We start from the raw sequence: 15,721 nt of genomic DNA on the forward strand, positions 1-15,721 counted from the left end.
GTAAACAGCAGTATGGATGGAACCCAAAAACAAGTTGTAACCGCTAACGATGGTTTTGCTTATGAGTTTTTTAAAGGCATTAAAAAAAATACCTCAATATCAATTTCTTTTACTGATGTCGCGAGCGTTGAGCTGTTTTTAACGAAGTTTAATGGGGCCGTCAATGCTGCTGGAAAAGGGCTGCATACGGTTTATCTTTTGTTGCCTTTAAATAAGCGAAAGCAGCCGCGGCAACAGCTTGTAAATGCTTTACTCTCTGGCGAAATTTGGTGTTATCAGCAGCGGGTAAAACAGTTGCCGATTTCATCTCCTGCTTCGACTCCCTCTCGGAGTTCATCCGTCCAAAATGAACCCAAAGCTCCGGGAGGGCGCTCGAAGACTCAAGTACAAACTCAAGACCAGTACGCAAGTGAGCCTGTTGCACAATCGATTGATCATCAAGATACCGTATTGTGCGGCGATCCTGTTGCGATGAGTAGTGGTGAGGAAGTCCTTCAGTTGGTAGATGTTCATCTACAGGGGCATGTAGCACTGTGCTGGCAGCGTATTTATCGTTCTAGTTGCTCCCACCTTGATCTGGGACTGGGTCTGGGTTGGCGTAGTAATTTTCATTATAGCTTAGAGGAAGATTTCGGCGAACAGCCGTGCTGGCAATTTACCGACGCATTGGGTCAAGTATTCCGCTTTCCATATGTTGCCGTCGGAGCCAAAAGCATTCAAGTTAAATCCGGTATGGTGCTGCGGCATCAAAGTGATGATATTACCATCAGTCACGCGGATGGCAAAACACTGTACTTTAGTAAAACGCAGCAAGCTTGGTTACTGACCAAATTAAGTGAAGGAGTGGATCGTGCATTCTTGTTGAGCTATTCAGCGGCGCATCGACTGATTGGTGTCGCGGTGAATCGTAGTCAACGGATCTATTTACGTTACGACCTAAAGGGCCATTTACTTGAGGTGTGCTCTAGTAGAGCTCAAGATGCGCAAATTTATGCGAATTATGGTTACGATGACAAGCGTCGGTTGATTCGCGCAAGCAATCGCTTCGCTCAGCAAGAGCACTACCGTTATCAGCAAGGTTTGTTGATCCAAAGAACACGCGCTTCGGGATTTCGTCACTATTTCCGCTGGGATGGTAGTGACCAACACGCTCGGTGTGTTGAGCAGTGGGGCGATAATCAGCACTATCATTATCGTTTTGAGTATCAGCCGGAACAAGGGATTAGCCGTAGTTTCGATAGTTATAATAACTGTTGGACTTACTTGCATAATGCGCAGGGTCAATTGCTTAAAAAAAATGCGCCCGATGGTGCCACCTGGCGATTTGAATATGATGAGTTCCAGCGAAAAATTAGCCAAACTGAACCAAATGGGACAACTACGTGTTTCCATTATAATAGTGCAGGCCAGTTAGTTGCCGAGCTCCATCCTAACCAAAGCTTGACTTGTTATTCCTATAATCGTTTAGGTTTTGTGAATCAGATTGACTATGCCGATGGTTCATCACTCAAACGGGAATACAACAGCTTAGGTTTACTTACCCAAGAAATCGACGTTCAAGGTGTGGTCACTCAATATCGCTACGATGCGCACAGTCGTTTAATCAACAAGTCTGCCGGTAATCAGCCTGCACAGTTATTTTGGTGGAATGAACAAGGTCTGCTGAGCGCCAAGCAAGTGGGCGATGCCCTGACGCGCTACAGCTATAACGCTATTGGGGAATGTAATGGTGAAGTGAATGCCTACGGTTGGGTTAGTCAGTATGTTCGTAATGCCCAAGGGCAGCTGATTGAGGTAGTTCATTATCACCAAGACCAGCCACAGCAAACCCGGTGCCAGCGATACGCCTATGACCAAGCTGGACGGCTCAGCGCCCGAACCAACCCGCTTGGTCATACCACCAACTTTGAATATCAAGGATTATCGCAGCCTAGTAAACAGATTAACCCCGATGGTTCATGGCTTGCTTTTAGCTACGATAAGGAGCGCAACCTAACAGCCATTGAGCGTAGCGACGGTCAGCGTTATCAATTGGAATACGACAGTTGTGAGCGTATACGTCAAACCATCGGTTTTGATGGGCGCGAGCAAGCCTATCAATACAACCTGGCTGGTCAACTAATACAGTTAGTGGAAAACAGCGAGCGTTTGGTGCAGCTGAAGCGAAATAGCTTAGGCCAAGTGATTGAGCAGCGTAGCACCGCCAATGGCATGACTTTAATTAACGACTTTGCTTACAACTTACAAGGCAAACTAAGCCAAGCCAATAATAGCGCTCGTAAAATTCGTTTTAATTACTTTGCCAATGGTCAGTTACAGGAACACTGGCAAGACGACTGGCATATCCGCCATCAGCTTAATCAGCAAGGCTTGCGCAGCCAAACCCGCTTACCTGACAGCAGTATGCTTCGTTATCGCTACGATGAACACGGTCGCTTAAGTGAACTAACATTGAATGGCCAAGCACTGATATCCCGCCAGTTTAATGCCAGCGGCAGCGAGCTAAACCGCGAGCTCAGTGCTAGTCATCAACAGCATAATCATTACGACCCTCAAGGGCGTTTGCTGAAGCAAGAGTGGCAGGGCGACACATTAAATCTGGCGCGTGACTACCGTTTTGATGATGGCGACCAATTGCTGGGGGTCAACGATAGTGAGCTGGGCGCACAAAATTACAGCTACGACCCGCTTAGCCAACTCACCAAGGCCACCTCTCACAGCGGTGACAATCAAGCCTTTAGTTTCGACAGTTTTGCTAACCCCAAACAAGGCGAGTTGGTCGGCGATAAACTGCTGATGCTCAACGAGCGCAGCTACCGCTACGACCGCTACGGCAATCAAGTACTCGCTAGCCAAAGTAAGGTGCGTCAGCAGCGGGTATTTAATGGTTTGAACCAACTGGTCCGGCTGAGTGAGGGGGGAAAACATGCTGAATATCATTACGATGCTCTTGGGCGTCGTAGCCGTAAAATCACCTCCAGTGGCACCACTGACTATCTCTGGGAGGGCCAACAGCTAATCGGTGAACACTGCCAAGGGCAATTTACCTGGTATGTGTACGAGCCTAATAGTCACCGCCCACTGGTCATGATTAAACAAGGGCAGGTTTACCACTACCATTTAGACCATATTGGCACGCCTATTCGTTTAAGTGATGAGCAAGGCAACATCGTATGGCAAGCCCACTATCAGGCCTACGGCGCAATAGAGCAACTAAGCGTTAAGCAAATAGACAACCCGCTGCGTTTTCAAGGCCAATACTTTGATGATGAAAGCGGCCTGCATTATAACCATCACCGTTACTACTGCCCACAGCAAGGGCGCTACATCCAGCAAGACCCGATTGAACTACTCGGTGGCTTAAACCTCTACCAATACACTCCAAGCCCGACTAACTGGGTAGATCCTTTGGGTTTGTGTAAAGAGGATGGTGCCCCTTTGGTTGCTGGACTCCCTCTATTGGCTCCGGCTGCTCAGCCCTTAGCATCAACAGGCTCGCAAGTATTAGGACAATACGCTACGCGGCAAGCCGCCAACCAAGCGGTTTATGCTGTTGCGGAAAGGTCTTTATTGGCGTCATTGATACCCAAAACACCATGGGCACTGCTGTTTTATTCGGCTGAAGTCGGAGCGGGTTCAGATGATGTAGCCGGTTTTATTCAGCAACAAGCTCAGCAAGATGAGCTGGGGCATCGAACGTGGTTGGCTAATGGTGGTGATGGTAGTATTGAGGAGTGGAAGTCTCGGGGTAAGCCCTCTGAGTTGGTGGCTAATGTTACTGAGGAAACTGGCTTGGCAGATGAATTTAAGCTGAGCGATGGGCAGAAAAATGATATAGTTTCTATCAGAAAAATATTTGGAGATAATTTAAATTCTAGAGTTGAAATTGAAGCTAATGCATTAATTGCAGCAGGTAGAACGGATGGGGTAGCACTTTCTTGTGCTGGTATAGCTGAGCAAGGCATTGTGGGTGAAACCTTTCAAAATATTCCTTTCTCTATGAAAAAAGGAAGAACTTTCCCGGGCACTGAGAGGTTTGGGGAAAATAATGGTTTCATCAGAATAACAGACCAAGCGGCTTACTTGGATGAAGTAACAAGGCTGTATGCGAAAACTGGTAATGATTTAAATCCTGTGATAAGGGACCAAATCAAAGCGCATGTGAGGCAAGGTGCCGAGTTTGGACTTCGTGATGAAAAAGGGTTGAAGGGTATGCCAGGGCTTCATGCGGAAATACAGTCTGCAAATTATGTGTTGAATCAAGTGAAAGCAAAGCCAGGTTTTGATATTAGTAACGTACAAGTTTCAACCTATAAGCTTCAGAACAGCCCTGGTCAAGGTGGGCCATTTACAGCTTGTAATCATTGTAGTGGTATTTTACAGGGTTTTGATATATTGACTGGTCATTGATGATGATAGTAGTTAAAAGTGAACTTGAATTTGATAGTTTCAATAAAGCGTTCTATTGCGGGAGCTTGTTTAGTGGTGTCATTATAGATGTTGTCGATGGTGTTGTGGTTGAAAAAAAAATATGTCGCCAAGGGAAAATAGTTGGCGATTACACCTTACCATTTCCACTTTATGAAACCAGTAAACTAGAAATTGATGCTGAATTTTTAGACGGATTTGACGAACCTTTTAAATTTCGAGGAGAGCTATATAACGGTGTTGCTTACTTTTTTTATAAGGGTGAACATTCGATAGTAAAACAGTATGACAATGGAGAGGAAGTCTCGGAAGCAAAGTATTTAAATGGCATTTTACAAAGTTTAGAGCATGCTGAACAGGATGATCGCATGACACAAGATTATGTATGGGATGAGGGTGGAAGTATTAAAGACTTTTGTATTCATGCTGTAGGTAAGTTTCAGATGGCCCTGCATTTTGAGTCTGAAGAAAAGATATCGTTATTGACTGTACGTGGTCACTATTTCCAAGAAATAGAAGCATCAAAAGGCTTAGTATTAGTTGATAAGTTTTATAGTCCAGACTTCTTGAGAGAGATTAGTGGCGGAACGAAGTTAAATATCTCTGGTTCGAATATAACTGATAGTATGTTTAGTGATTTACTTCAGGGTGATGGACTGAAAGACACTCAGCAGCTTCAAATATATAATACTGGTATAACTAATGTAAGTTTTCAAAAAATAATCAGACTGATTAAGCTTTCTGAGTTGTATGTGGAATCTGACATTTTGACAAATGATGATGTAAAGCATTTCAAACTAGCACATCCTAACTGTTATGTGAGGTTTAATGGTGAAGAAGTTATTATTTAGCTTTTAAGGTTGCACGAACTGTTTGATCCGCTTGTCGAGTTGTCTCTGGTAGCCGGTATTTAGGAGAGAGTTTTAGTACCCATTCACAGGCCGTTGCGAGTGAAATACGGTGGCCGATTGAAACGTAAATAGGATTGATACCAGTTTGCGTTCTTAATGCATTACCAATTATTTCATTGTTATCAACAAGAGGCGCAATTGCGCCTCTTGTTGTATCTGGATTTTCATGTTCTCCGAGTAATCGTGTCTTGCCACAGCCGACAGTCGGTACATCAAAGATCACTCCCAAATGACAGGCCAACCCAAAGCGCCGGGGATGAGCAAGACCTTGTCCATCACAAATGACTAAGTCAGGTGTGTGTTTAAGCTTTGAAAAGGCCTTCATTAGCGGTGGTAGCTCGCGAAAAGAAAATAGACCAGGAATGTAAGGGAAATTAACAGTATCAGTTGCTGTCGCTGTTTCGATTACTTCTAAAGTAGTTGTGTCAAGAATGACGGCTGCAGCTATTAGTTTGTTGCTTTCCTTGGAATAGGCGACATCAACTCCGGCAACCAGATGAATTTTACCAAATTGATCTTTTTGTATTACTTTAGCTGCAAGTGAGTGCTGAAGTTGCAAGGCTTCTGTTTCAGTAATATCCCAAGAGTGTGTAATGACTGGCTGCATAAGAAATCTGTATCTGTTTGGTTACAGCAATGAACATCATGGGCACTTAATCCAATATACTTATGTATTGCCCATTCGTTATGCATTCAGTTGCATGTAGTGGTTAGAAACATTCTATTGCTTTGGGTGATCGTTTTGTCCCAAAGGCTATAATTAATCAGCATATTATGCACGTTTTCAGTTGTTGTAAAGGGTGAATCGCCCTTAGTTTGTCGGAGGCTAACTTTCTTGAGAGAATTAGCCAATGAGCAAAAGAATTACCTATTCCCCAGAAGTCCGTGAACACGCAGTGCGCATGGTTCTGACATCAGAACGTGAGTACTCGTCCCGATGGTGTTTACCAACACCCCAATCCGCCCCCTGATTTTGTGATTACCGAGGCGAAATACGGCAAATCGCGCTTGGGTAAGACAACGACTGGCAAGCAGATGAGTGATGACTGGGTGACGGACAAGCGCCTAAGGGATGCAGGCATCACTAGCAGGAAAGAGCGTGATAGGATTCTAGACGCGCTTGACGAGGGTGATGGTAGTGTTGAAAAAATGTTAATCCGCAATAAAGCAGATGGCACAGTCGTCGCAAAGCGATTAGATAAGCACGCTAAAGTTGTTAGTTCAGGATTGATTTTATAAGGTACAAGATGATTAGGGATACGAATAAAAGCAAAGAATATTTTGAAGAGTTAGTTGACTACAGCCAAGAGTCGATTAAAAAAAGAGCTCTAAAGCTTTCATCACAAGCTGAGTTGGGTGTTTCAACCAAGCTCAATTTGTCTTTCCGCCTACTGACAAATCATATTGTGTTAATGCAAGAACGCTATTCGCTTGGGGATGACTTAAGTGAGTTTGAGTATCTCTTAGAAATGGCTATTGAGTATCGCCGCAAACAGAAGCAATTCGCAGATGCCTTGCCTTCAAATGAGCAAAAATATCGTATTGGTTGGGAAGAAATTCGCGAAGATTATTTGGCAGACATTTTTTTGAAATGGTTGAGTTTTGCCTATTGCTTAGATATGGGGCAAGCCTACTACCAAGAGGTCTTAGATTTAATTGGAAACCAAGGTCGAGATGCCTTGTTTGATAACATCGCGGTTAGGCTGGGCGATACCGAGCGCGAAGTTGCAGAGAGCGTCTTGTTCAAACGCCGCTTCAACAAACTGTTCAAAGTGATTGAGGCTGAACCTGCTGAGCGCCCTAAGCTGATGTTGGCTTACTTAGATGCATGGTACAAGCTAGAGGGTAGCCCAGATTACCACTTGATGGATGGAGAGGCTTACGATGGTTATTGGTGCTGGGAAGCGGCTTTAATTACTAAGCTTTATGAGATAGATGACCGCCTCTATATCGACCATCAATACTACCCCAAAGACTTGGTTCACTGGAGTGAGCAGTGATTCGAGACCAACGCCGTGATGAGGCCTATTTTAGCGAGCTGTTAAGCGATTTAGACGAAGCGCTAGCAGAAACCCAACAGGCGCTAGATGAAGGGGTTTTTACCTCGCTCAGTGAACAAGTCGATGTGGCCCAGCAACTCTTCCAGCTTGCCATCATGCGTGCAGTCGCGCATTACTCTTATGGTAGCGATATGGTCTCTCTTAAGTTATCCGTGTTGGCGATATTGCCTTATCGCCAGCAGCTAAGTGCCACCGCAGATAAACTGCCCGCTGTACACCAATGTTATCGCCAAGACTTTGAGCGTTTAGGTGGGGTAGGTGAAGCCTGCGGCTCAGCCAATATTAATCGCTATGTTTACGCTTTATGGTGGTTAGCCTTGTTGGTTGCGGTGGGGGCAGAGCAAACGCATATTCAACAAGTTCTAGACATCATCGCAGAGCGGGGTAACGATGCGCTATTAGACCGTATTGCCCATAAGTTAGGGGATACTGACCGCCCCATTTCTTCCACACTTTACTACCCCTGCACATATCAAGCGCTATTGGATGCCATAAATAGTAAAGGCGATGCTCAAGCAGAACATCTGAATGTGTTTATAAGGCAGTGGTACGACAGCCTAGAAGATGCAGATTGGTTCGATAAGCATTTATGTGACTGTGAATTTGAATACACCGACTATTACGTTGGCTACTGGTGCTTTGAAGCGGCTTTAATAGTCACGCTTTTTGACACTCCTAAAGCATCCATGAATGAGCATGTAATGTTTCCCCGCGCCTTAATTAAGGGGGTTGTTCGAGGCTAATGATTCAACTTTCATTTATAGATTTTTATATTTACAAGGCTAAGTAAGCAATCACCTAATCCCTTGGCTTGGGTGGTGTCAATAAACCTAATGACATAAAAGCAGTGCAAGCGGCCTGCATGATAACCATCACCGTTACTACTGCCCACAGCAAGGGCGCTACATCCAGCAAGACCCGATTGAACTACTCGGTGGCTTAAACCTCTACCAATACACTCCAAGCCCGACTAACTGGGTAGATCCTTTGGGTTTGTGTAAAGAGGATGGTGCCCCTTTGGTTGCTGGACTCCCTCTATTGGCTCCGGCTGCTCAGCCCTTAGCATCAACAGGCTCGCAAGTATTAGGACAATACGCTACGCGGCAAGCCGCCAACCAAGCGGTTTATGCTGTTGCGGAAAGGTCTTTATTGGCGTCATTGATACCCAAAACACCATGGGCACTGCTGTTTTATTCGGCTGAAGTCGGAGCGGGTTCAGATGATGTAGCCGGTTTTATTCAGCAACAAGCTCAGCAAGATGAGCTGGGACATCGCACGTGGTTGGCGAATGGTGGCGATGGGAGTATTGAAGAGTGGAAGTCTCGTGGTAAGCCCTCTGAGTTGGTGGATAGTGTTTCAGATAAGTCTGTCGATTTAAATGCAATTGCGACTAGAGATGTTGGTAATGTTACCGCACCCATTGATTTCGATGGTCACATTCTGAGTGGAGAAGTCAAACCAAATGGAAATGTGGTTGGTGGTCATTCGACAGCGACAGGTAATGTACGTGTGATACCAGGAACTGAGTCTCAACCAAATGCTCAAGGCGTATATACCGCTCAGATAGAAGTACCAGACCCGTCTAGTCCTGATGATTTCTTACCTAAAACTAATAATGGTGGTATATCTACGATGTTTCCAGATTCGTGGTCCGCAGATCGAATTAAAGTCGAGGTGGATGCTGCTTACCAAAATAAGGTGGTTACTGGAAATAAATGGAGCGGTGTAACACCTAGAAGATAACCTAGACACCCACCCTAATTGGTAAAAGTAGGCATAAGCAACAATGCTTATATTCATATCCAAATATACAGGGTGCTTGTTTGTGTCGCGTTCACGTCAATCACAGGTCAGTCTCCAAGATACACCGTACTATCAATGTGTCTCCCGCTGTGTTCGGCGTGGATTTCTTTGTGGCAAGCCTCTCACTCCGGGCAGAGCTATGAGCATCGCATAGAGTGGGTAGAGCAGCGTATTCTTCTGTTAACTCAGGTGTTTGCCATCGATGTTTGTGCCTATGCTACTGCCTAACTAGACACCCAACCGAATTATAACGGCAAGCTGGTTGAAAAGCGCAGCAGGCAGTGGCGCTGGGGCTATGATGACGGCCGCCGCCTGGTGGCCGAGCATAGCTCGGAGCAGGGGCTGACCGAATATCGCTACAACGCGCGCGGGAAGAAGGTCGCCGTAGCCGTAAAATCACCGCCCAAGGCCAATTTATCTGGTATGTGTACGAGCCCAATCGCCACCGCCGTATTCTTCAAAATGGGAGCTATCTTAGGTCTTGATAAGTAAAGGCTTGGTTTATATGTTTGTTTGAGCAATATGGATGCTCACGATGATTTAACAACGGCTATTTGTGTTTGCCGTTATTAGAACATGATGTAGTTTGAGAAGAAATATGCTACTTAGCGGGTTTATTATTTTGTTGGCGTGATTGTTGAAACCAAAACCGTTGTCGACCTGTTGAACGAGACATAGATGTCCTTATAATTTTTATTTAATGAAGCGGTACGATGCGATATTTAAATTATCGATGTATTTATTATGAAGTAAATAGAGGAGGTCATGACACTAACAAGAAGTCGTTATTGGAAATGCGTTGATGATCTAAGTTACAGAATAAATAGTGGATTAATCGTTAATAGAGCCAACGTAAATGCCAATGTAGCATTTACGTTGATAGCATATATTATATTGCTTCTACGTTAGCAGCTTGAGGACCTTTTTGGCCCTGCTCTACGTCAAATGATACTTTTTGGCCTTCAGCAAGGGTTTTAAAACCTTCTGAAGCAATTGCGCGAAAATGTACGAATACGTCAGCGCCACCGTTGTCTTGAGTGATAAAACCAAAACCTTTGTCTTCGTTAAACCATTTTACTGAACCAGTTGTTTTATTAGACATATTGTGTCCCTTAATATTTAAAATTCATAAAGTTATCGCGATAATGCGAGCGCTGAAATTGAATTATTGAATGTGACGATAAAGCTAAGGGAAAACTGAGGATAACAACCGTAACGAAGAAATTCTGAGGTTTACATTTACTTGATGGTTCACTAATAACTCTGTATAGCAGAGCAAGATAATAGTACCTGAGTTTCGAGTATTGTAAAGCCATATTTGAAATATATAAATTCAGTGGATCCTGTCGGGGCATGTTTTTATAGTGTTTACGCTGAAGCTCAGCTAGAGAAGGAAGACCTGATACACATTTGTATCAGGTCTGAGAATTGTCTTGAGCGACTTATATTGCTGCCGCTTGTGCGACTTTAATGTATATTTCACGTAGCTTTTGGGCAATAGGACCTGGTTTGCCATCGCCAATCGCTTTGCCGTCAATCTCAATCACCGGCCATACAAAGGTGGTTGCCGAACTCACAAAGGCTTCTTTCGCTGCATAAGCTTCTTCAATGGTGAAGTTGCGCTCTTCCACTTCCAGTTGAGCATCTTCGGCGAGTTGTAATAAGCTAGCGCGAGTGATGCCATGTAGAATGTCGTTACTTAAAGGCCGAGTAATGATTTTCCCTTGCTCGGTGACGATATAAGCGTTGTTTGAGCTTCCTTCGGTGACATAACCGTCTTCAATCAACCAGGCATCGCTAGCACCAGCTGCTAGCGCAGCTTGTTTCGCTAGGCAGGGGGCAAGTAAGCCTACGGTTTTTATGTCGCGACGTTTCCAACGAATATCAGGGATGGAAATCACCTTCATGCCTTTGGCGGCTTTGGGGCAGTCGATCAGTGGGCGGGATTGGGTGAATAATACCAAGGTCGGAGCGGTGTCTGCTGGAAAAGCAAAGTCGCGATCACCGGCATTACCACGGCTAAGTTGCAAGTAAATGCCACCTTCTGTTAGCCCATTTTGCTTGATCAGTTCGCGTTGGATCTCGGTGAGCTGCTCGCCGCTCACTGGCAAGGTCAGTTCGAGCTCAGCGCATGAGCGTTCTAAGCGGGCCAAGTGGCCGGCATTATCGATGAGCTTGCCATCGAGCACCGCGGTGACTTCGTAAACCGCATCCGAGAATAAAAATCCACGGTCAAATACCGAAACTTTTGCTTCTAACTCAGGGACATATTCCCCATTCACATACACGATACGTTGCATGATTATTTCCTCTTAGCCCCACAGCTGTGCTGTGAAAGGCAACATCTCATTATTATTAAATTCAAAGCCGTGTTCGATGTCTTCACTGAGTAGCAGGGGACCATCGAGGTCAACAATTTCACAGCCCTGCGCTACTACAAAAGCTGGTGCCATGCTAAGCGAGCTAGAGAGCATACAACCCACCATGATTTGTAGACCGGCTTGTTCGGCAAGTTCTTTTAAAACCAGTGCTTCGGTCAAACCGCCAGTTTTATCAATTTTTATGTTGATCATGTCATATTTACCGATAATGCCCGGTAGGCTCGCGCGGTCGTGACATGACTCATCGGCGCAGATAGGGATCGGTCGCGATAGACTTCTTAAAGCCTCATCGTCACCCGCTGGAAAAGGCTGTTCAATCATCGCTACATCTAACTTAATCAGCTCAGGGATCAGTGAGTTATAGAGTTCAACTGTCCAAGCCTCGTTAGCGTCCAAGATGATCTTGGCGTTTGGTGCACCTTGGCGGACGGCTGCGACGCGTTGCAAATCTTCAGCTCCACCGAGCTTCAGCTTAAGCAAGGGGCGAAACGCATTTTCGGTCGCGGCTTGCTGCATCTTTTCCGGTGTATCTAAAGATAAGGTGTAGGCGGTGGTGAGAGCCGCTGGCGTGGCTGACACTTTTTGCCAAATGGAAATACCTTCGTGCTTACATTCTAAATCCCACAAGGCGCAGTCTACGGCATTACGCGCGGCACCCGAAGGTAATAACAGTTGTAGCTCTTGGCGCGACAGGCCTTCACGTAAGCGTGGCAAAATCCCTTCAAGCTGAGCGAGTACACTGTCGATAGATTCTTGATAGTGGGCGTAAGGAACACATTCGCCACGGCCAATTTTTCCTTGGTCTTCCAGCTCGACAATAACCGTTTCTGCTTCGGTTTTACTGCCGCGAGAGATGGTGAAAGTTCCGCGGATTGGCCAACTTTTTGTAGAGAAACGAACCTTCATTATAGCTCCGCTAATTTTTCAACAATACGGCCTACACCTTGACGGAATGGATCAACGACTGGCAAACCAATGTTTGATTCAAGTTGCGCCATATAATCTAGAGCTTCTTTTTCTTCTAGCTGAGAAGTATTCACTGAAATACCAACAAATTGTACGTTTTTATTGGTGAGGCTGGCAGTTGCTAAGTTGGCCTGCATACAAGTGTCGATATCAGGTAGTGAATAGTCGGGGACGCCACGCATATGGGTGCGGGTTGGCTCATGACATAATACCAGTGCGTCAGCTTGTGAACCGTGAATGAGACCTGTAGTTACGCCGGCAAAAGAAGGGTGAAATAAAGAACCTTGACCTTCGATGATATCCCAGTGGTCAGCGCTATTGGCTGGTGCAATCGTTTCAATGGCTCCGGCAATAAAATCGGCCACCACGCAGTCGGCGCTCACGCCTTCACCACAGATTAATATTCCGGTTTGTCCGGTGGCTCTAAAGTCGGCATTAAAACCCTGCTTTTGAGCTTCTTTTTCGATAGCTAATGAAGTATACATTTTACCGACTGAACAATCGGTACCTACCGTGAGTAGACGTTTTCCGGCGCGTTTTTTACCACTGGCGACTGGGTAGGCTTGGCTTGGGTAGCGAACATCGAATAATTGGCGACCATGCTTCTCGGCACATGCAACGAGTTCTGGGATGTCGCTGAGTTTGTTATGTAGACCCGCCGCGATATCAAGACCTGATTCTAGTGCTTCAATTAATACACTAACCCATTCATCGGAGATGATGCCACCGCGATTAGCGACACCAATGACCAAAGTTTTTGCTCCTGCAGTTGCAGCTGCCGCAATCGAGAGGTCCTCTAAGCCGCAATCCGCATTACAAGAAGGGAGGCGAAATTGACCCACACAATACTCGGGATGCCAGGTTTTAATGCCTTGGGCTACTTTGGCTGCAAGTTGATCGGCTGCGTCGCCAAGAAACAATAGATAAGGTTTTTTCAGTTCCATCATTAATACTCCGTAAACGTGTTGCTGGTGAGTCACTATTTAGGCATCAGCAGCGTCATTGATCTTGAATGTTGATAAAAACTCTCTGCAAGAAACATGACAAAATTTCGCATGTAGTGCTTCTTATGGTCAAAAACACTTTACTCAAAATGAGAGGATCTGTTGGCAGATGACAGAACTAGGGTATTTTTGATAGCCTTATCATATTTAGGAAATGCTGTTACTTTTGTTTTTGGTGGGGATTAATGTCTTAAAAATTTTGCGTTCCAGAATATTTCATCAGCAATGATGGAAACTTGGATTTATATAATATTGATCTTAAGTTCCTCGGTAGATGGATGCTCTGCGCCTCTGTCTGATATTTTTATTCATCCCATCTGACTTTTTATTTCGTCTCATGTAGGTACATCGAATGTGAATGAGGAACTGCGGTTATTTATTGCACCCAAATGGGGCTTTGTTCTGTGATGTTGCACATATTTGGTGCTATTTAGCTATTTTTTCGAATTGATTTACACTACTATGTCAAATGTTAATAAAATGTATCAGTATGTTTCTATCTGCCTTTTGTCGATAAAAGAGGTTTAAATAGAGCATTTATAGATAGCGTTTTATTCTTGCTTTTGGCTTGTAATATGGCGAATTATTCTAGTGAGTAATAAGCTGTGTCCATGTTATGACTATTTAACATTTGTTAGTGTTGGTCGTCGCTAAGCTACTCATAACACGCCGTTATGGATGGTGTTTGGTAGATTGGTCTACTACTTGCTGTGACTAATCTAAATCGCTTTCTTAAATATAATTATGGAGAACAAATAAATGGACTTTATCTCTGGGCTGATTGGCCAGCTCAATGGCATCGTTTGGGGTGTACCAATGTTGGTGTTAATTTTGGGCGTCGGGATATTTCTCACCGTAGGCTTGAAGTTTATGCCGATCCTCAATATTGGCCCGGCTTTTAAACTGATGTGGGATGGCCGAGGAGCAAGTGGTAAAGGTGAAATCCCGCCTTTTCAGGCATTGATGACGGCGATGTCAGCCACTGTTGGTACGGGTAATATCGCGGGGGTTGCGACAGCGGTCTTTATTGGTGGTCCGGGAGCATTATTCTGGATGTGGATGACTGCTTTATTAGGGATGGCCACCAAATACGCCGAAGCCGTATTGGCGGTTAACTACCGTGAAAAAGATGAAAATGGCAGCTATGTTGGCGGCCCAATGTATTACATCAAAAATGGTATGGGCAAGAAATGGGCCTGGCTGGGCACCTTGTTTGCGGTATTTGGCGCGGTGGCATGTTTTGGGATTGGCAACGCGGTGCAGTCAAACTCGATTGCCCAGGTGCTAGAGTCTAACTTCTCATTTTCGCCGTTAATGGTTGGCTTAATCATTATGGTACTGGCGGGCGGGGTTATCCTTGGGGGCTTAAAACGAGTGGGTAAGTTTGCTGGTGCCTTGGTGCCAGTGATGGCGGTTGCCTATATCGTTTGTGGCCTTATCATTTTGCTGATGAACCTTGGAGAAATTGGTCCAGCGATTATGACGATTCTAGAACATGCCTTCACGCCGGCTTCGGCTCAAGGTGGTTTTGCTGGTGCAACAGTCTGGATGGCGATCCGTTTTGGGGTGGCGCGCGGGGTGTTCTCTAACGAAGCCGGTCTCGGTTCTGCGCCGATTGCCCATGCGAGTGCTCAAACTGATGAACCTGTTCGTCAAGGCTTGATTGCCATGTTAGGAACTTTCCTTGATACCTTGGTTATTTGTAGCATTACCGGTCTGGTGATTGTGATTTCAGGCGCTTGGACCGAAGGTGCCTCGGGGGCTGCGTTGACCTCTGCCGCCTTTGAGCAAATTTTACCTGGCTGGGGCGGTTACTTGGTTGCTATTAGCCTTGCTGTATTTGCTTTTACCACGATCGTTGGTTGGTCTGTTTATGGCGAGCGTTGTGCTGAATACCTGTTTGGTCCTAAGGCCGTTCTACCGTTTCGTTTATTGTTCATTGTGGCTTTGCCGGTCGGCGCAATTATGGAGTTAGACTTTGTTTGGTTGCTGGGTGATACCCTGAATGCAATGATGGCTATTCCTAACTTAGTTGCCTTAGCGGTGTTAAGTCCGGTGGTCTTTAAGTTAACCAAGCGCTACTTTAGTCAGCAGCAAGCGCCTAATGGGGTTACCGAGTCATAATTTTATTGTGTGAATCAGCCTTGCCAAGCTTCGACCTTGGCAAG

At 45.2% G+C, this 15,721-nt stretch carries 12 protein-coding genes and 1 pseudogene; 8 read left to right on the forward strand and 5 right to left on the reverse strand.

All coding sequences use genetic code 11. The annotated features are described in order from the left end of the window. Positions 1-12 precede the first annotated feature (12 nt). Both ACRRSY_RS00880 and ACRRSY_RS00885 read left to right on the forward strand, forming a co-directional pair. On the forward strand, positions 13-4,410 hold the full coding sequence (locus tag ACRRSY_RS00880) for an RHS repeat-associated core domain-containing protein (protein WP_432464173.1): 4,398 nt from the start codon (positions 13-15) through the stop codon (positions 4,408-4,410). Further along, a complete protein-coding gene (locus tag ACRRSY_RS00885; RefSeq protein WP_432455094.1) occupies positions 4,410-5,279 on the forward strand; it encodes a hypothetical protein in 870 nt (289 codons plus the stop codon). Before ACRRSY_RS00880 ends, ACRRSY_RS00885 begins: the two co-directional genes overlap by 1 nt. On the opposite strand, the gene nfi is transcribed toward ACRRSY_RS00885, so the two are convergent. Next, positions 5,272-5,946, reverse strand: coding sequence for a deoxyribonuclease V (nfi, locus tag ACRRSY_RS00890; protein ID WP_432455093.1), 675 nt, complete (start codon positions 5,944-5,946; stop codon positions 5,272-5,274). The two genes, ACRRSY_RS00885 and nfi, sit on opposite strands and share 8 nt — an antisense overlap. Before the next feature lie 314 nt (positions 5,947-6,260). On the opposite strand from nfi, the gene ACRRSY_RS00895 reads away from it, so the two are divergent. The 5 genes and pseudogenes from ACRRSY_RS00895 to ACRRSY_RS00915 form a co-directional block, all read left to right on the forward strand. After that, a complete protein-coding gene (locus ACRRSY_RS00895; protein WP_432455092.1) occupies positions 6,261-6,578 on the forward strand; it encodes a hypothetical protein in 318 nt (105 codons plus the stop codon). A gap of 8 nt (positions 6,579-6,586) precedes the next feature. Continuing rightward, on the forward strand, positions 6,587-7,339 hold the full coding sequence (locus ACRRSY_RS00900) for a PoNe immunity protein domain-containing protein (protein ID WP_432464174.1): 753 nt from the start codon (positions 6,587-6,589) through the stop codon (positions 7,337-7,339). Continuing rightward, positions 7,336-8,142 (forward strand): PoNe immunity protein domain-containing protein, encoded by an 807-nt coding sequence (locus tag ACRRSY_RS00905; RefSeq protein WP_432464175.1) that lies wholly within the window; start codon positions 7,336-7,338, stop codon positions 8,140-8,142. Before ACRRSY_RS00900 ends, ACRRSY_RS00905 begins: the two co-directional genes overlap by 4 nt. A 244-nt stretch (positions 8,143-8,386) precedes the next feature. Next, positions 8,387-9,142 carry an EndoU domain-containing protein gene (locus ACRRSY_RS00910; protein ID WP_432464176.1) on the forward strand — a complete coding sequence of 252 codons (756 nt, stop codon included), beginning with the start codon at positions 8,387-8,389 and terminating at the stop codon, positions 9,140-9,142. Between the two features lie 43 nt (positions 9,143-9,185). After that, positions 9,186-9,421: pseudogene (locus ACRRSY_RS00915) on the forward strand (hypothetical protein); the annotation flags it as partial. Between the two features lie 670 nt (positions 9,422-10,091). Here ACRRSY_RS00915 and cspE read toward each other — a convergent pair. The 4 genes from cspE to dgcN all read right to left on the reverse strand — a co-directional run bounded on the left by cspE (position 10,092) and on the right by dgcN (position 13,496). Further along, the gene (cspE, locus tag ACRRSY_RS00920) at positions 10,092-10,304 is read right to left on the reverse strand and encodes a transcription antiterminator/RNA stability regulator CspE (RefSeq protein WP_432455084.1); all 213 of its coding nucleotides are present in this window, start codon (positions 10,302-10,304) and stop codon (positions 10,092-10,094) included. Positions 10,305-10,644: 340 nt separating this feature from the next. Continuing rightward, complete coding sequence (locus tag ACRRSY_RS00925; protein ID WP_432455083.1) at positions 10,645-11,502, reverse strand: D-amino-acid transaminase; 858 nt, start codon at positions 11,500-11,502, stop codon at positions 10,645-10,647. A gap of 12 nt (positions 11,503-11,514) precedes the next feature. After that, a complete protein-coding gene (gene dgcA / locus ACRRSY_RS00930; protein ID WP_432460639.1) occupies positions 11,515-12,489 on the reverse strand; it encodes an N-acetyl-D-Glu racemase DgcA in 975 nt (324 codons plus the stop codon). Next, positions 12,489-13,496 (reverse strand): N-acetyltransferase DgcN, encoded by a 1,008-nt coding sequence (gene dgcN / locus ACRRSY_RS00935; protein WP_432460640.1) that lies wholly within the window; start codon positions 13,494-13,496, stop codon positions 12,489-12,491. The genes dgcA and dgcN overlap by 1 nt, the downstream gene beginning before the upstream one ends. An 816-nt stretch (positions 13,497-14,312) precedes the next feature. Here dgcN and ACRRSY_RS00940 point away from each other — a divergent pair. Further along, positions 14,313-15,677 carry an alanine/glycine:cation symporter family protein gene (locus ACRRSY_RS00940; protein ID WP_432455080.1) on the forward strand — a complete coding sequence of 455 codons (1,365 nt, stop codon included), beginning with the start codon at positions 14,313-14,315 and terminating at the stop codon, positions 15,675-15,677. The last annotated feature ends 44 nt before the right edge of the window (positions 15,678-15,721 follow it).

Origin of the sequence: Agarivorans sp. QJM3NY_33, assembly GCF_050870865.2 — a bacterium.
GTDB lineage: Bacteria > Pseudomonadota > Gammaproteobacteria > Enterobacterales > Celerinatantimonadaceae > Agarivorans.